12 protein-coding genes and 2 tRNA genes are annotated in these 16,910 nt (G+C 71.0%); 7 read left to right on the forward strand and 7 right to left on the reverse strand.

The annotated features are described in order from the left end of the window. Nucleotides 1-29 precede the first annotated feature (29 nt). From gyrA to ABZ453_RS38730, 3 genes are all read left to right on the forward strand, one after another. Complete coding sequence (gyrA, locus tag ABZ453_RS38720) at nucleotides 30-2,624, forward strand: DNA gyrase subunit A (RefSeq protein WP_359022763.1); 2,595 nt, start codon at nucleotides 30-32, stop codon at nucleotides 2,622-2,624. 18 nt (nucleotides 2,625-2,642) lie between these two features. Continuing rightward, nucleotides 2,643-3,422: a DUF3566 domain-containing protein gene (locus ABZ453_RS38725; protein ID WP_359022765.1), complete on the forward strand. Its 780-nt coding sequence runs from the start codon at nucleotides 2,643-2,645 to the stop codon at nucleotides 3,420-3,422. A 101-nt stretch (nucleotides 3,423-3,523) separates the two neighbouring features. Beyond that, nucleotides 3,524-3,600 (forward strand) — tRNA-Ile (locus ABZ453_RS38730). A gap of 230 nt (nucleotides 3,601-3,830) precedes the next feature. Here the strand turns inward: ABZ453_RS38730 and ABZ453_RS38735 are convergent. Together ABZ453_RS38735 and ABZ453_RS38740 are read right to left on the reverse strand one after the other, a co-directional pair. After that, entirely contained in the window at nucleotides 3,831-7,832 is a 4,002-nt protein-coding gene (locus tag ABZ453_RS38735; protein ID WP_359022767.1) for a hypothetical protein, read from the reverse strand. A 383-nt stretch (nucleotides 7,833-8,215) separates the two neighbouring features. Then, the gene (locus ABZ453_RS38740) at nucleotides 8,216-8,686 is read right to left on the reverse strand and encodes a hypothetical protein (protein WP_359022769.1); all 471 of its coding nucleotides are present in this window, start codon (nucleotides 8,684-8,686) and stop codon (nucleotides 8,216-8,218) included. Nucleotides 8,687-8,876: 190 nt separating this feature from the next. Here ABZ453_RS38740 and ABZ453_RS38745 point away from each other — a divergent pair, with 190 nt between their 5' ends. Beyond that, a complete protein-coding gene (locus ABZ453_RS38745) occupies nucleotides 8,877-9,365 on the forward strand; it encodes a hypothetical protein (protein WP_359022771.1) in 489 nt (162 codons plus the stop codon). Here the strand turns inward: ABZ453_RS38745 and ABZ453_RS38750 are convergent. Both ABZ453_RS38750 and ABZ453_RS38755 read right to left on the reverse strand, forming a co-directional pair. Next, nucleotides 9,350-10,102, reverse strand: a complete 753-nt coding sequence (locus tag ABZ453_RS38750; protein WP_359022773.1) for a glycosyltransferase — start codon at nucleotides 10,100-10,102, stop codon at nucleotides 9,350-9,352. The two genes, ABZ453_RS38745 and ABZ453_RS38750, sit on opposite strands and share 16 nt — an antisense overlap. A gap of 239 nt (nucleotides 10,103-10,341) precedes the next feature. Beyond that, nucleotides 10,342-10,716 (reverse strand): DUF6344 domain-containing protein, encoded by a 375-nt coding sequence (locus ABZ453_RS38755; protein WP_359022775.1) that lies wholly within the window; start codon nucleotides 10,714-10,716, stop codon nucleotides 10,342-10,344. Nucleotides 10,717-11,054: 338 nt separating this feature from the next. Between ABZ453_RS38755 and ABZ453_RS38760 the strand changes: the two genes are divergently transcribed. Both ABZ453_RS38760 and ABZ453_RS38765 read left to right on the forward strand, forming a co-directional pair. Next, nucleotides 11,055-11,183 carry a DLW-39 family protein gene (locus ABZ453_RS38760; RefSeq protein ID WP_003999697.1) on the forward strand — a complete coding sequence of 43 codons (129 nt, stop codon included), beginning with the start codon at nucleotides 11,055-11,057 and terminating at the stop codon, nucleotides 11,181-11,183. Between the two features lie 201 nt (nucleotides 11,184-11,384). Next, nucleotides 11,385-12,641 carry a hypothetical protein gene (locus ABZ453_RS38765; RefSeq protein ID WP_359022777.1) on the forward strand — a complete coding sequence of 419 codons (1,257 nt, stop codon included), beginning with the start codon at nucleotides 11,385-11,387 and terminating at the stop codon, nucleotides 12,639-12,641. A gap of 4 nt (nucleotides 12,642-12,645) precedes the next feature. On the opposite strand, the gene ABZ453_RS38770 is transcribed toward ABZ453_RS38765, so the two are convergent. Both ABZ453_RS38770 and ABZ453_RS38775 read right to left on the reverse strand, forming a co-directional pair. Then, nucleotides 12,646-14,358, reverse strand: coding sequence for a protein kinase (locus ABZ453_RS38770; RefSeq protein WP_359022779.1), 1,713 nt, complete (start codon nucleotides 14,356-14,358; stop codon nucleotides 12,646-12,648). A 122-nt stretch (nucleotides 14,359-14,480) separates the two neighbouring features. Further along, the gene (locus ABZ453_RS38775) at nucleotides 14,481-15,029 is read right to left on the reverse strand and encodes a DNA-binding protein (RefSeq protein ID WP_133048376.1); all 549 of its coding nucleotides are present in this window, start codon (nucleotides 15,027-15,029) and stop codon (nucleotides 14,481-14,483) included. 182 nt (nucleotides 15,030-15,211) lie between these two features. Here ABZ453_RS38775 and ABZ453_RS38780 point away from each other — a divergent pair. Beyond that, nucleotides 15,212-15,284: transfer RNA gene (locus ABZ453_RS38780), tRNA-Ala, on the forward strand. A gap of 752 nt (nucleotides 15,285-16,036) precedes the next feature. Here ABZ453_RS38780 and ABZ453_RS38785 read toward each other — a convergent pair. Then, nucleotides 16,037-16,738, reverse strand: coding sequence for a DUF5324 family protein (locus tag ABZ453_RS38785; protein ID WP_359022782.1), 702 nt, complete (start codon nucleotides 16,736-16,738; stop codon nucleotides 16,037-16,039). Between the last annotated feature and the right edge of the window lie 172 nt (nucleotides 16,739-16,910).

Genomic DNA, 16,910 nt, shown 5'->3' on the forward strand with positions numbered 1-16,910 from the left:
GACCGCACCAGGAAGGATCTTCACCAGCAATGGCCGACGAGAACACTCCTGTCACCCCTGAAGAGGGCGGCGACCTCGTGATGCGCATCGAGCCCGTCGGGCTCGAGACGGAGATGCAGCGCTCGTACCTGGACTACGCGATGTCCGTCATCGTGTCCCGCGCGCTGCCCGACGTCCGGGACGGCCTCAAGCCAGTCCACCGTCGCGTCCTGTACGCCATGTACGACGGCGGCTACCGCCCCGAGCGCGGCTTCTACAAGTGCGCCCGTGTCGTCGGCGACGTCATGGGCAGCTACCACCCGCACGGCGACTCCTCGATCTACGACGCGCTGGTTCGTCTCGCGCAGCCGTGGTCGATGCGGATGCCGCTGGTGGACTCCAACGGCAACTTCGGCTCTCCGGGCAACGACCCGGCGGCGGCCATGCGCTACACCGAGTGCAAGATGGCGCCGCTGTCGATGGAGATGGTCCGTGACATCGACGAGGAAACCGTCGACTTCATGGACAACTACGACGGCCGTTCCCAGGAGCCGACCGTCCTGCCCGCCCGTTTCCCGAACCTGCTGATCAACGGCTCGGCCGGCATCGCGGTCGGCATGGCCACCAACATCCCGCCGCACAACCTGCGCGAGGTCGCGGCCGGCGCCCAGTGGTACCTGGAGAACCCGGAGGCCTCGCACGAGGAGCTCCTGGACGCCCTGGTCGAGCGCATCAAGGGCCCCGACTTCCCCACCGGCGCCCTGGTGGTGGGCCGCAAGGGCATCGAGGAGGCCTACCGCACGGGCCGCGGCTCGATCACCATGCGCGCGGTCGTCGAGGTCGAGGAGATCCAGAACCGCCAGTGCCTGGTGGTCACGGAACTGCCCTACCAGGTCAACCCCGACAACCTTGCGCAGAAGATCGCCGACCTGGTGAAGGACGGCAAGGTCGGCGGCATCGCGGACGTCCGCGACGAGACGTCCTCGCGCACCGGCCAGCGCCTGGTCATCGTGCTGAAGCGGGACGCGGTCGCCAAGGTCGTCCTGAACAACCTCTACAAGCACACGGACCTGCAGACCAACTTCGGCGCCAACATGCTGGCGCTGGTCGACGGCGTGCCGCGCACCCTGTCGCTGGACGCGTTCATCCGGCACTGGGTGGCGCACCAGATCGAGGTCATCGTCCGCCGTACGCGCTTCCGGCTGCGCAAGGCCGAGGAGCGGGCGCACATCCTGCGCGGCCTGCTCAAGGCCCTGGACGCCATCGACGAGGTCATCGCGCTGATCCGGCGCAGTGAGACCGTCGAGATCGCGCGCACCGGCCTGATGGACCTCCTGGAGATCGACGAGATCCAGGCCAACGCCATCCTCGAGATGCAGCTGCGCCGGCTCGCGGCCCTGGAACGGCAGAAGATCGTCCAGGAGCACGACGAACTCCAGGCGAAGATCAACGAGTACAACCAGATCCTGGCCTCCCCGGTCCGCCAGCGCGGCATCGTCAGCGAGGAACTCGCCGCGATCGTCGAGAAGTACGGCGACGACCGCAAGACCATGCTGGTGCCCTACGACGGCGACATGTCCATCGAGGACCTCATCGCCGAGGAGGACATCGTCGTCACCGTCTCGCGCGGCGGCTACGTCAAGCGCACCAAGACGGACGACTACCGCGCCCAGAAGCGCGGCGGCAAGGGCGTGCGCGGCACGAAGCTGAAGGAAGACGACATCGTCGACCACTTCTTCGTCTCCACCACGCACCACTGGCTGCTGTTCTTCACCAACAAGGGGCGGGTCTACCGGGCGAAGGCGTACGAGCTTCCCGACGCCGGCCGTGACGCGCGCGGCCAGCACGTGGCGAACCTGCTCGCCTTCCAGCCGGACGAGGCGATCGCCGAGATCCTCGCCATCCGCGACTACGAGGCGGCGCCCTACCTGGTGCTGGCCACCAAGGGCGGTCTGGTCAAGAAGACGCCTCTGAAGGATTACGATTCGCCCCGTTCCGGCGGTGTCATCGCCATCAACCTCCGTGAGACGGAGGACGGTTCCGACGACGAACTGATCGGTGCCGAACTCGTCTCGGCCGAGGACGATCTGCTTCTGATCAGCAAGAAGGCACAGTCGATCAGGTTCACCGCCACCGATGAGGCACTGAGGCCCATGGGGCGCGCCACCTCGGGTGTCAAGGGCATGAGTTTCCGTGAGGGAGACCAACTGCTCTCGATGAATGTTGTTCGACCCGGTACGTTCGTGTTCACTGCCACAGACGGTGGGTACGCGAAGCGGACCGCCGTCGACGAGTACCGCGTCCAGGGTCGCGGCGGTCTGGGTATCAAGGCCGCCAAGATCGTCGAGGACCGCGGCTCGCTCGTCGGCGCGCTGGTGGTCGAGGAGACCGACGAGATCCTCGCCATCACGCTGTCGGGCGGTGTGATTCGTACGCGAGTCAACGAGGTCAGGGAGACGGGCCGTGACACCATGGGCGTCCAACTGATCAACCTGGGCAAGCGCGATGCCGTCGTCGGCATCGCTCGTAACGCCGAGGCGGGACGCGAGGCGGAGGAAGTCGACGGCGACGTGGCCGTGGACGACACCGCGGAGGGTGCCGTGACCACCGGCACGGACGAGGGTGAGGCGCCCTCGGCCGAGTAGCACGAGGAGAGAGTCATCGTGAGCGGAGCCACGGGCGCCGGATCGGCCGGTACCCCCACGGGTACGGAAACGGACGGCGGCGGCCGTGGCTCCGCCGCGCGTGCGTCCGATCCGCACACGACTCAACTGCGCAAGGTGGAGGTGGAACCGACCAGTCCGCCTTCCGCCGACGCGCATGGATCACAGGGGGGAACTGTGACGGACACCCGGGGCGCGCAGGCCCAGCAGCCGGCCGGAGCGGGCCAGGCCAAGCACCAGCCTCCGGCCCAGCCGGCTCCGCCGCAGCAGCCGGCCTCTCCGCTCCCCGGCGAGCGGCAGCCGCAGCAGCCCGCCGGGCCGTACCACCCGCCGCAGGCCTACCCGAGCCAGACGCAGCCGGCCACCGGCGCCGTACGACGTCCTCGCACCGGCGCGCGCACCACGCCCCGCATCCGCAAGGCGCGTCTGCGCGTGGCGAAGGCCGATCCGTGGTCGGTGATGAAGGTGAGCTTCCTGCTCTCCATCGCGCTCGGCATCTGCACGATCGTGGCGTCCGCCGTGCTGTGGATGGTCATGGACGCGATGGGCGTGTTCTCGACCGTCGGCGGCACCATCTCGGAGGCGACCGGCTCCAACGAGTCCAACGGCTTCGACCTGCAGTCCTTCCTGTCGCTGCCGCACGTCCTGATGTTCACGTCGATCATCGCGGTCATCGACGTCGTCCTCGCGACGGCGCTCGCGACCCTCGGCGCGTTCATCTACAACCTGTCCGCGGGCTTCGTCGGAGGCGTCGAGCTGACGCTCGCCGAGGACGAGTGAGGGTCCCGCTCCGCGGAGCGGGACTATCGATTTTGGGACTGCCCACGTCGTGCGCTAATCTTCAGGAGTCAGCGCGCGGGACACACACCGCAGAGCGCGGCGGGGCTATAGCTCAGTTGGTTAGAGCGCATCCCTGATAAGGATGAGGCCACAGGTTCAAATCCTGTTAGCCCCACCAGCGAAAAGACCCCCAGTCCATACGGGCCGGGGGTCTTTTGCGTCTCCGGGTGACATCAACACGTTCCCGGATGACACCGACCGGGGCGGGTACGAAAACGCCCGACCGCTGGCGACGGGGGATGCACCAGCGGTCGGGCTATGGCCAAGGGTAACAAGGTCGGTTGTCCGGCGGGAGCCAACTGCTCGGGGCGAACCGAGAGTTGTGATCCGGATCACCGGGTTCCGCCGTCAGTCCTCCGCGCACGGGGGGTCGTACGAGAGCCGCGGCAGGTACTCGTGCCACTTCTGCGGCGTGAGCACGCCCCGGGTGGTGGAGCAGATGTGGCGTACGGCGGCATCGACGTCGAGGTTCCACAGGCGGACCGTGTCGGCGCCGCTGGAGACGCCGAGGAGATGGCTTCTGGGGCTGAAGGCAAGGAAGTTGCCGGTCTTGGCGTTCGGGCTCATCGACTGGCCGATGGGCGCCGCGTCCGAGGGGTCGGCGACGTTCCACAGCCGCACGGTGTTGTCATTGCCGCCGCTCGCCAGGGTGCGGCCGTCCCGGCTGAACGTCAGCGACACCACCGCCTCGGTGTGGCCGGTGAGCGGGGAGCCCAGGATCCTTGCCCGGGACGCGTCGGTGACGTTCCACAGGCGGACGGTGTCGTCGTCGCTGCCACTGGCCAGGGTGTGGCCGTCCGGGCTGTAGGCGAGCGTGTTGACCGGGCCGAGGTGCCCGGTGAGCGGAGAGCCCGTCAGGCGCGGCCGCCGGGGGTCGGTGACGTTCCACAGCCGTACGGTGCCGTCCGCGCTGCCGCTGGCGAGGGTGCGGCCGTCGGGGCTGTAGGCGAGGGCGTTGACGTAGCCGGTGTGGCCGGTGAGGGGCTTGCCCAGTCGGCGGGGGCGGGCCGGGTCGCCGATGTCGAGCAACTGGATGGTCCGGTCGTCGTGGTCGACCGCCAGCGTGCGCCCGTCGGGGCTGAGGCCGAGCGCGTCGGCGCCGGCGTACCGGGTCAGCAGTTCGACGGCCGGGCCGTACGGGACGGGGTGCGCGGGATCGGCGACGTTCCACAGCTGGACCGAGTTCGTGGTTCCCGTCAGCGCGATGAGCGTGCGGTCGTCGGGGGAGAACACCATCGAGCGGGGGGTGCGGTCCTTGGTCGCGAAGGGCTCGCCCAGCGCCACGGGGCGCGCCGGCTCCGTCACGTTCCACAGCCGGATCCTGCCGTCCTCCGCGGCGGTGGCGAGGACCTTCCCGTCCCGGCTGAACGCCCCGATCCGGCCGATCATGTCCGACGCCGGTATCGACCACAGACGGACCTTGCTGTCCCCGCTGCCGGTGGCCAGCGTCCGCCCATCGGGGCTGAAGCCGACGGCGTACATCTCACCGCTGCTGCCCGCGAGCCGCTCACCGACCTGCGAGGGGTAGGCGGGATTGCTGACGTTCCACAGGCTCGCCGTGCTGTCCGCGCTGCCCGCCGCGATCATCGAGCCGTCCGGGCTGAAGGCCACGGACCACACAGGGCCGGTGTGACCGATCAGAGGCTCACCGAGGGAGCTCGGGTGCTCCCGGTCGGCGACGTTCCACATCCGGACCGTGTCGTCCGAACTGCCGCTGGCGAGCGTCCTGCCGTCGGGGCTGAAGGCGACGGAGTGCACGGTCTGGGTGTGCCCGGTGAGGGGCGTGCCCACGGAGCGCGGATCCCGCGGGTCGCTGACGTCCCACAGGCGGACCGTGTCGTCGTCGCCGCCGGACGCCAGGGTCCTGCCGTCCCGGCTGAACGCGATCGAACGAACCGCGTCGGTGTGCCCCTTGAGCGTGGTGAGCGAGACGGGGCGGTGAGGGTCGGTCACGTTCCACAGCCGTACGGTGTGGTCCTCGTCGGCGGTGGCGAGCGTGTGCCCGTCGGGGCTGAAGGCGGCCAGGAAGATCGTGCCGTCGTGACCCGTCAGCGGCGGGCCCAGGGAGTGCGGATGGCGCGGGTCGCTGACGTCCCACAGCCGTACGGTGCCGTCGTCCCCGGCACTTGCCAGGGTGCGGCCGTCCGGGCTGAAGACGGCGCTGCTCACCCAGCTCGTGTGGCCGGTGAGGGGCTTGCCCAGTGGCTTGGGCCGGGTCCGGTCGCTGACGTCCCACAACCGGACCGTGTGGTCGTAACTGGCGGTGGCCAGGTGCCGTCCGTCCGGGCTGAAGGTGGTCAGGTAGACGGCGCCGGTGTGGCCGAGGAGCGGTGTGGCCAGGGGCGCGTTCACGATGGAGATCAGGCGATTGCGCGTGCCCTCGTCATTTCCGCGCAGCCGGTGGGCGACCAGGTCGAGCTGGGCCGACAGCGAGGGGTCCGTGGCCTGGACGCGGTCGGCCTCGGCGAGCACCTGCTGGAAGACGGCGTCGTCGCGCTGCTGCCGGGCTACGACGGCGGAGCCGACGGCGACGACGGCGAGCACGACCAGCGCCGAGACGGCGGCGCGGCTGATCAGCAGGGTGCGCTTGCGCAGCCGCACGGAGGCGGCGAGGAAGTCCACCGCGCTGCGGGTCAGGAACGTGTCACCCGCCGATCTGGCCCAGCCGCGGGCCTGCTCCAGCCGGGAGCCCCGGTACAGCAGCGAGGAGTCCCGGGCGGAGCCCTCCCAGGCCCGGCCGTCCTCCTCCAGCTGCTGGCGCAGCAGGTTGCCGTTCCTGTCCTCGTCGATCCAGTCCCGCAGCCGCGGCCAGGCGTGCAGCAGCGCCTCATGGGTGATCTCGACGGTCTCCGCGTCCAGGGTCACCAGCCGGGCGCGCACCAGAGCCTCGAGCGACTCCTCCGTCGCTTCGGGGTCCGTCGACTCCCGCGCCAGCTGGCGCCGCGTCCCGCGCCGCCGGGTGGCCTGGGTGTCCTCGCCCAGCCGTACCAGCCTCAGCAGCAGCAGTCGCGCGGCCGCTCGGGCCGCCGGGTCCAGGCCGGACCAGGCGCGCTCGGCGGTCGCCGCCACCGCGCCCTGGATGCCGCCGGCCGCCCGGTAGCCGGCCAGCGTCAGCCGCCCCGCCTTGCGCCGTTGCCAGGTGGCGAGCAGGGCGTGGGACAGCAGGGGCAGCACACCGGCGTCATGTGCCCCGCGGGGCCCGTCGGCGCTCACCTCGCGGACGATCAGCTCCGCGAGCCCCGGCTCCAGCTCCAGTCCGACGGCCTTGGCGGGACCGGTGACCGCCTCGCGCAGTTCCGTGGTGGTGAGCGGGCCGAGCACCATGTGCCGGTGCTGCAGCGCGTCGGCCAGTTCGGGATGGGAGAGGCACTGCTCGTAGAAGTCGGCGCGGATGCCGAGGACCACGAGGACGGGCGCCGCTTCGTCGGGGCCCGCGGGTGAGCAGGCGGCGTCCAGGGCCTGCACGAAGATGCGGCGGGCCGTTTCGTCCGTGCAGAGGGTGAAGGACTCCTCGAACTGGTCGACGATGACGACCGGGCGGCTCATGCCGGAGCTCTCTCGCTTGCCCCAGACCGCGACGGCCTCTCGCACGTCCCGGCTGAATCCTTCGGTCCCCGGCTCCGCCGCGGCGAGGACGTCCGCGAGCTCCGGTATCCGTCCGGTCAGCTCCCCCAGGGGGTCCGCCCCCGGCACGAACTGGACCACCGTCGTCGTACCGATGCCCTCGTCCCTCAGCACGCCGCTCTGCAGCGCGGGCACCAGGCCGGCGTGCAGCAAAGAGGACTTCCCCGCCCCGGAAGCGCCGACGAGCATGATCAGGCCGCCCGTCCGCTCCACCGCGCGGAGCTGGTCGACGAGGGACTCGGTGCTCCGCTCCCGGCCGAAGAACCAGCGGGCGTCCTGCTCGCGATAGGAAGCCAGACCCCGGTACGGACACACCCCGGTGACGGCGGGAGCCTCGGCCGACAGCCCTTCCTCCACGGCTGTCGGTGTGGCGGGCCGCTCCCCGGCCGGGTCGGCCACGGCGCGCTCCCACAGGCGCTGCCACTGAGCCATGTCGTACAGTCCCGCGGACACAGGAGCGGGCCGCGCTCGGCGGGCCTGGGGGATCAGGATGTGCAGTACCGCGGCGAGGGCGACGAACTGGGCCGGCACGTTCTTCGCCCGTCGCCAGTCACTGATCCGCTGGGCGGACACCCGCACGGGCCGCCCTCGCTCATCGACCCGCTGCAGCTGTACGACCGCCTCGGCGACCCGCGCGAGGGGAGGATTACCGGCCTCCTTGTACAGCAGCGCGAGCCGTTCCGCGAAGGCTGTACGTGCCCCTGAGTCGGGACTCAAGGCCTCCACCCCTAACCTCCACCGCGTTTGACATCCGGACCGGAAAACTCACTTTATACGGCTGACCTGCGGTTTAAGGGAGCGGATGGTGACCGGAATCTCCTCGTCGGCGCACCGAACTGGCAGGATCCCGACCCGGTAGCCAACCTGTCACGCTTCGTCCACGCAGGCCATCGGCTCAGCGTTCGGAGGGGCAGCGCATGCCGCCATCGGTTCTCGGCCAGCTTTCATCGGGAGATCCGGAGGGCGGCGCCGGCCCGGCCGACTGAGAGATCCGTGGCGTTCGGCGCCGGTCCCCACGAGGGGAGGGACCGGCGCCGAACGGCGCGGGCATCCGGGGATGCGCCCGCCGATGTTTCACGTGAAACACGGCCTGGCGCCGGGTGCCCGCTTCACATCCACCCCACCTCGGAAGCCGCGACCACCGCGAGTTCCTCGGCTGCGTCGGCAGCCGCATTGAGTGCGATGTCTCGGCCCGCCGCTACTCCGCCGGCCGCGACCGCCGCGGCCCGCGAGGCGGCGAGAGCGGCTCGCAACGCGGCGAGGGATCCGTCACCGTCCGCCGCTTGGGCCACCTGAGCGGCCAGTGCGGCCGTGGCGGCCGCGTTCCGTGCGCAGCGGGCGTCGGCGGCCGGGTCGGCGGTGCCGACGGTGAGCGCGTCGAGCGACTGGGCGCAGAGGCGCAGGGCGTGGGCGGCCCGCCCGACAGGGCTCTTCGGCACGAACTCGGCGTCGGACTGGTCCACTCCGGCGTGTCGGCATGCGGCCACGGCGCGGTCGTACGCGCTCCGCGCGCGGGTGCGGTGCGCCGTGCGGAGCCACTCCGCGGACCTCGTCGTACCCACCTCTTCGACTTCGCTCATCTCCGCCTCCCTGTCCAGGACGTGCACTGGTCCTGCCCGCCCCCGAAGCCGCTTTCGCCGCGCGTGGGCGCCGCAGGCGCGGGCAGGGTGACACGCCGGGCGTGAAGAGAACAGCAGAAGGGCGGCCTGGTTATCTGACGGTCCGTCAGCTATGGTCGCCCTGCCGTGCAGCCTCCGAAGGGGTGATTCCGTGGAGACACGACCCGAGAGTCCGCAGCCGACCGGTGCCCCGCGCTGGGTCGCGTTTTCCTACCGGCCCTCCTCGGCCTCCTGGCGGACGTGCGCGGAATCACCCCACCGCGCTCCCGTCCAGTACGCCCTCGGCGAGATGGCGCACACGGTACGCGCGCGTGGAGAGGACCTGACGGTCAGCCTGTGGGGCCCGAAGGACGGAGCCTGGCAGCGCTACGACGTCTCCACGGCGACGGCGCCCGCCGCGACGCTCGAGGCTCCTCCCACGGGCCCGGAGAAGCCGAGCAGGCTCGCGGAGCGCATGGACGACCGCCGGCAGCAGGTCATCATGGCCGGCCTGGGCAAGGCGGGACTCTACGACCTCACTCAGGACGACTGGGCGGCGGTGGAGAGCGTCGTGGACCGGCTCGACGAGGCGACCGTGCGCCGGCTCGCCCAGTGGCTCGCGTCGGCGGGACGTGCGCAGGGCGCTCAGGACGCCGAATAGCTCCAGCCCAGGGAGGCGAGAGCCCGCGCCCTCTCCTCCACCACCGCCATGCGCGCCGCCCGCTCGGCCGGGTCCGCATGCGCCGCCTGCCCGGTCACCTGTCCCTCCCACTTCCGGTAGAGCAGCCCCGGCTCGCGGGTGAACCAGCCCCGGCTCACGCCGTTCAGCGCCAGCAGCAGTCCTGTGTCCTCGGAGGCGGGCAGGGCCATCCACCCGCCGAGCGCCAGCAGCAGGTCCCGTCGGACGAAGAGGGTCGCGGGGTGGACCTGGGCGCGGAAGTCGTTCGCCCGCCAGAAGTCGAGCACGGTCCCGCGCTCGACGGGGCCCTCGTCGGGGTCGTCCGCGAAGCCGACGGTCGAACCGTCCGGCAGCAGGTCAAGGGCGCGTGACGTCGCCCAGCCGAGGGTCGGGTCGGACTCGAGAGCCGCCAGGTCGCGCGCCAGCGCCCCCGCCGTGAGCAGGTCGTCGGCGTCCAGCACTTTCACGTACGCGGCCTCGGTGTGCGCGAGGGCGATGGTCCGGGCGACTCCAGGACCGCCGGGCCGCCCCTGGAGAAAGGTCACCCGCTCGTCGTCGGGAACGCAGGGGCGCACCGCGTCCGTCCTGCCGTCCTCCTGGACCACCCAGTGCCACTCCCAGCCCTCGGGGAGCTCCTGGGCGTACAGAGACTTGTAGGCGTCCCCCAATAACTCGGCCGATGGGGGATGGACGGCGGTGACGACGAGGATGTGGGGCATGGGCCCAGGCTACGGGCCGCCCAGAGGGGGCGATCAAGGGTGCACCACGACGTGAGGACCTCCGGCCGGCATACGGCTGGAGGTCTTCAACAGGCGGTTGTGTGTACGCAAGTTCGCCGTTACGTCGGGTGCGTCGGGGAGGGAGGAGAGGCGTTGAATCTCAGTGCTGAAGAGGCTCGGTGCTGAGGAGGGTCGGCCGGGATCGAAGACGATCGGCCGGCAGCGAAGAGGAGCGTGTCTCAGCGCTGAAGGGGAGCCGTGGCGAGGTCCGCCGGGGCGCAGAGGGGGGTGGCCTGTTCGGGCAGAAGGGTCTCCGCGCTCGCGTCGGCGTCCGTGCGGGGACGGTGGCGGCAGCTCGGGGACTTGCCATGGGCCTCGGCCCGGATGCGCTGCTTCATCGTGGGGGGCAGGGCTCGTGCGAAGAGCCAGGACCAGTGCTGGGACGGTGTCGGCATCGTCACGGGGTGCGCGGTGCCGCTCGTGCTGTTGCCGGTCGCCTCGGTCTGCGCTACGGCCGCGGTGGCGGTCGAGGTGGCGAGTCCGAGCGCCGCACACAGCGCGAGGAAGACGGTGACGATGGTGGTCCACAGCTTCATGACCTGGTTCCGGGCCATGGCCCCTCACTTTCGGGTTGGGCGATTTGCGTACTTTCCTCATGATGTGTATGGGGGCCGGGAAGTGGTGGACCGACGCCCCTGGCGCGTCGATCTTCGGATGAACACCACCCGGATGGGTGCAAACAGCCAGAAAAGTGGAGAAGAGTCCCCTAAGAGGGACCAAAGTCGCTGTCCGTGGAGGTGTGATCACCCTCAGATCGGAGCGGTCGACTCCGGTTCTACTGCGGTATCGGGACCGGGAGTTGAGGCCGGACGCAGGTCACCGATCGGTATCGGTCGGTGTGTATAGTCGGGCGCCAGAGGTCCCCTACGTCAAGGAAAGACGAGGTCGCGCGGTGAAGAAGCTTCTCCTGGTCGCACTGGCCGCCATCGGCGGGCTCCTCGTGTACCGCCAGATCCAGGCGGATCGCGCCGAGCAGGATCTGTGGACGGAGGCGACTGACTCCGTGCCCACGGGTTCGTGAGCACTGACATCCGATTCTGAAAAACCCCGGCCGTCAGAACGGTCGGGGTTTTGCGTTGCCCGGATGACGCGCCGCCTCCCGGGGCAGGATGGGCGACGGTCCCACGGTCCGGGCAACGACGAGGGGTGGCACGTGATGGGGCGGCGTACGGGGTGGTGGCGCTCGAGACCGGGGCACGGCAGACCTTTGGTACACGCGCGCGTGGCGGCCGCCGGAGCGGTGCTGAGCGTCTCGGCGGCGCTGACGGCGGGGCCGGCTTCGGCGGCGGACTCCTCTTACGCGTTCGCGGCGGACGCCCGGACCGTCACGGGCGCGGCGGGCACCACGGACGCCGCCCTCCTCGACGCCGGCAGGAGCTACCGCAGCTCCCTCGCCAAAGGCGCGAAGCTGTACTACCGCCTCGAACCCGACGCCTCCACCAGCGCCTACGTCGCCGTCACCGCCGTACCGCGCGGCAGCGGCAAGCTCTCCGTGAACGACGGCATCAAAGTCTCGGTGCAGAACTCCCAGGGCAACTCCTGCTCCTACGAGAGCGCCAACTTCGGGATCACCGGCAGTCCGCATCCCATCACGGCCTGGGGCGCGCGGACGACGTCCCCGCGCATGCCCCTGTGCGAGGGCGGCGGCCCGTACTACGTGGTCGTCGAGCGCGCCGACGCCGACGGCTCGACCTCCGGCACCTGGGACCTGGAACTCGCCACCGCGACCGAGCCGCGCCTCGGCCGGACCGACGCGACCAGCGCGCCCACGACCTGGAACTCCGCCACCCCCTCCCCGCTCACCGGCGAGGCCACCACGCGCCAGGGCGGCGCCGGGTTCGCCCGCGCAGCCTCGGTGAAGCAGGGTGTCTGGCGCGCCGGCATCTCGCCCGGGCAGACGCTCTTCTACAAGGTCCCCGTCGACTGGGGCCAGCAGCCGTCCGCCGTGGCGGAGCTGGGCAGCCACGACGGCGGCGACAGCAGCGGTTATGCGGTCGGCGCGCTGCAGATGACCCTCTACAACCCCGTGCGCGCCGACGTCGAGGACATCGAGATCGGCTACGACGGCAGCCAGAACACGGCCTCCCTGGCCCCGGTGCCGCCCGTCGCCTACGCCAACCGCTACGCGCCCACCGACCAGGTCAACGGCATGCGCTTCGCCGGCTGGTACTACCTCGCGATCCACCTCTCCACCGCAGTGGCCGATGACTTCGGCACCGGGCCGTTCGGGCTGACACTGCGGGTCCGGGTCACGGGCGCGGCCCAGGACGGCCCGGGGTACGCCGGGCAGTCGGTCCCGCAGAACGTCTTCGGCGTCACGGCCCAGGACCGCGCAGCCGCCGGGGAGGGCGGGAGTGGCGCGGGCGGCGATTCCGCGATGAAGGCACTCGCCGCGGGTGGCCTCGGCGCGGGGACAGTGGTGCTGGTGGTGCTCGGGGTGTGGACGGTCGTGGGGCGACGGAGGGTTGGGGCCTCGTGAGGCGTCAGACGCGGGTCAGGGCCCAGAAGCCGACCGCGTAGCTGACCAGGGCGAACAGCAGGAGGGGCAGGACCACCTTGACGGGCGGGCCGCCGGGGCGGCGGGTTCGGCGTGCGGCCCGGTGGCCGCGGCGCGCGGTGTCCTGGGTGAGGCCGTTGACCAGGTGCGGAGCGATTTCCTGCGCGGGAGGTGGAACCTGCCGGTCTTGAGCGGTGTACGAAGCAGTAGAGGCATCGTCGCGCTGGTGCGGAGCCGGAGGTACGGCACGGGGGGAGGACAGGACGTGCGTGGGGTCGTGGGGGGAGACGTAGGCGGGGTAGGGCTGACCGCCCTGAGGTGTCTGGCCCTGCGCCTGTGCCTGTGCCTGTATGTGGGGCGGTGGCTGCGGGGCGGCCGGCGTCTGCGGAGCGGGAGTTCGGGGGGAAGCGGCGGAGGTGACGGTGGCCTGGGGCGGCGGCAGATGGAAGCTGCCGGTGTCCGACATGCCGGGCGGCTGAGCGGGGACGGCCGATTGCGGCTGGGAGCCGGTGTCCCGGCGCGGGTCGACGGGTGGAGCAACGCCGGCGGACGGTACGGCGGTTGTACGGACAGGAGGCGGCCCGGAGTCTGCGCCGGAGCCGTACGGCATGGAATCTGTACCGGGGCCGGACGGCACGGAGCCGGTATCCGCTCCGAACGGCAGAGAACCCGCGCCGGAGCTGGACGGCACGGATCCTGCGCCCGGCCCGAACGGCAGAGAACCCGCGCCGGACTCGGAGGACCGAGAACCCGTGCCGGAGGTGGACGACGAATCGCCAGAGGAGGCGCTCGCCCTGACCTCGACTCCGGGCGCCGGTTTCAGGGGCCCTTCGGCGGCGAACCCCGGTGGCAGCGGCCCGATCTGGTCGAAGATCTCGATCAGCTCGTCGTCGGGACCGGGCTCCGGCAGCAGTTCCCTGGCCGCGGCAAGCGCCTTGCGCGCCCCCGTGGCGGTCTTGAACCGCGCCTGCGGGTCGGGCTGCAGCAGCGTCGCCACGACCTGCCACAGCGGCTCGGGAACGCTCTTGGGCGCGCTCGGTGTCCCGTGCGCCGCGAAGTACTGCACGAGCGCCTTGGTGTCCGGCTTGGCGCCCTCCAGCAGATACAGCGCGACCAGACCGACGGCGAACAGGTCCGCGGGGAAGTCCGGTTCCGCACCCATCATCTGCTCGGGCGCGAGATAACCGGGCGTTCCCACCACGAGGTTGGTCTCCGTCAGCCGCGGCTCACCCAGCCGCATGGCGATGCCGAAGTCCGACAGCCGCAGCCGCGGCCGGCCCGTACCGGTGGCCTCGAGCAGCACGTTGGCGGGTTTGATGTCCCGGTGCACCACGTCCTCGGCGTGCACCGCGGCCAGCCCCGACAGCAGCTGATCGAGGAGCGTGCAGACGAACGCGGGCGGCAGGGGACCGTAGTCGCCGATCAGATGGACCAGCGAGCCGCCGGCGACCAGGTCCATGGTGAACAGGACCTTGTCGTCGTCGGCGGCCCAACTGGCGGGCGCGAGCACATGGGGGTGATCGATCCGCAGAGCCTGCTCACGGACGAACCGCAGCAGGGAGTGCGCGTCGCTCTGCTGAAGCACCTTGGCGGCCACATAGCGGCGCCGGCGGTGGTCCCAGGCACGCCACACGGCGCCGACCCCTCCGCGCCCGATCGGGTCGACCAGTTCGTACCGGCCGGCGAAGACCTCACCCATGGCTGTGCGTCGCTCCTCCCCCTTCGGCTACCCCCCTTGCTTCCCCCTCGATGAGCGATACGACTCCCCCTCGTTGCCGTGGCCCGGCCGCCGAACCCCCTTCGACGAACCGGGCCGCGGGCTCAGTTCTGGTGGGACTGGTAGTGCGCGACGGCGTCGGAGGTGCGGCCGGCGCCGTACACCCGGAGGAACTCTGCCAGTTCCGGGTGGCTCGGGGCGAGGGTGTCCGCGGCCTCGATGATGTCGCCCGCGGCCGCCACGGACCGCAGCAGCGACTGGATCTCGCGGACCACCCGCTTGACGGTCGGCGCTCCCGAACTGCTGGTCGTGGTCGTGGTGTTGCTGAGCACAGATCCCCCCTGAGACTTCTTGATCTCCTCCATGCGGTCGGTGGCCTCCGCCGCGCTGACACTGCCGTCCGCGACCTGCCCCGCCAGGTCCTGCAGCAGCTGCACCCGCTGTACGACAGCGGGATTGCCGATCTTCGCCCGCTGACCGCTCATCAGCTGTGACAGCATCGGAGCGGACAGGCCCAGAACCCCCGCGAGACGAGCCTGGTTGAGGCCGAGATCGTCTATGAGCTTACGGAAGAGCGCCCCCAGTGGCTCCCCGTACCAGTTCCGCTGCAGTTCCCGCGCTCTTGCGGTGGCTTCCTGCTGTGCGGCGTCCATTGCGTCTCCCCATCGCTTCCCCAAGTACGGTGGTTCGCTGTAGCGAACCACGCCGAGCATCTTACGGAGAGTGGTCGTCTGCGGGGACCCCCAATCTTTTTGCGAGATCCCCGGGATGACCCGGTACTCTGGTCTCCGGCGCCCGTCGGTACGCGGTTCTTCCGATGGGACGCACCACTTCCGGGGCCTTAGCTCAGTTGGTAGAGCGCTGTCTTTGCATGGCAGATGTCAGGGGTTCGACTCCCCTAGGCTCCACATCGAAACCCCTCTGACCTGGAGAAACATGGTCGGAGGGGTCTTTTCATGCCGCTGGCCGCGACGTTGGAACGGCCCGCAGGACGCTCCGGGGCCGTCACCGGGCGGAGGCTGCCGTCCGGCCGTTCGCCGCCCGCCGTCGCTGCGGGCACCCTTCCTCGACGTCGGCCGCGTTCCCATGCCGCGCCAGTGCCCTGTGATCGCGTCCCCCCGGCAGGGTTCAAGGAGTGATTCCCGGCTCTCCTCGGCTGGTGACCTGCATCACCGGGGCGCCCTCTTCTCGATGGCATTGCAAAAGTTTGCGCAAAGATGAGCATTCGTCAAGATCCATGGGCGGTCACCGCGGCGGCCCGTGCGGCACAGGGGGCGGTGGACGCGGGTAGAGAGCCCTTGCCCTGAGCTGGCGCGAAGGGAATCGCGGTAATCAGAAGGACGCACTCCGTAAAGAGAGTCCGCACAGGGTCCGCACATACGGGGCGTTGCAAACGTCATCGTCCGCGGTGGAGACAGGGGAGACAGTCGTGGGGGGGGGGGGGGGGGGGGGCCCCCCCCCCCCCCCGGGGGGGGGGGCGCGCCCGGGGCCGGGGGCGCCGGCCGGGGGGGCGGGGGCGGGCGCCGCCCCCCCCCCCCGCCCGCCCCCTCGGGGGGTTTTAAAAATCGTGGGGGGGGGGGGGGGGGGGGGGGGGGGGGGGGGGGGGCGGCCCCCCCCCCCCCCCCCCCCCCCCCACGGGGGTGGCCGGGCGCCTCGGAGGTCAGTGGCCCTCGTCGTGCTTGGCGGCCTCCTCCTCGGCCTCCTTCGCCTGGACCTCGGGGTCGAGCACCGACTGTCCGCTGCCGTCCACGGACGTCAGCCGGCTCGTCTCGGGCACCTCGGTGGCGGCGGGCGGCTCGACCAGCCAGTCCGGGTTGGCCTGCTTGTCCCACCACTTCCAGGCGGCGAAGGCACCGCCCGCGACCGCGCCGATCACCAGCAGCATCCTGGCCGCGCGGCCGGCCCGAGCCCGCCGCTCCTGCCTGCGGACCAGCTTCTGGATCTCCTGCGCCGAGACCTGGCCGCGCAGCGCGGCCAGCGCGGCGGCACCGCGCGCGGCGGCCTCGTCCGCGACGGGCCCGGCCACGGCGACCGCCTGCTCGATCCTCGGCCGTGAGTAGTCGGCGGCCTGCCGGGCCGCCTTGCGGGTACGGACGGCGGCCTCATGGGCGGCCTGGTCGACCTTCGGCGGCACATGGGTGCGGGCCTGTTCCAGGCGCGGCGCGACAAGGGCGTCGTACTGGACGCGTGCCTGGTCGGCCGCCAGGGACACCTTCGGCGCAAGCCGTACGCGTGCCTCGTGTGCGTAGTGCGCGGCCCTGTCCTTGGCCGTGTCGGCGTAGGGCGCCACCACTTCCGCGGCGTGCAGCACGCTGTCCTTCGCCGAACCGGTCGCGGCGCGCACGCTGTCGATGCGGGTCACGGGTTCCTCCTCCTCGGTGGCGTACGGTATTTCGACTTTCCACCCTTTTACGGATCATGCCTGTCAACGAACCCTCAGGCATGCGAGGGCGGGCATCCGGGTCATCTGAGGATGAATACGGGGCAACGAGAGCTTGTCGTCGACAATGCCACGGATCGCCGCCCTTCGCTCC

The sequence above is a fragment of the Streptomyces sp. NPDC005799 genome, assembly GCF_040630525.1.
Taxonomy (GTDB): Bacteria; Actinomycetota; Actinomycetes; order Streptomycetales; family Streptomycetaceae; genus Streptomyces; species Streptomyces griseorubiginosus_B.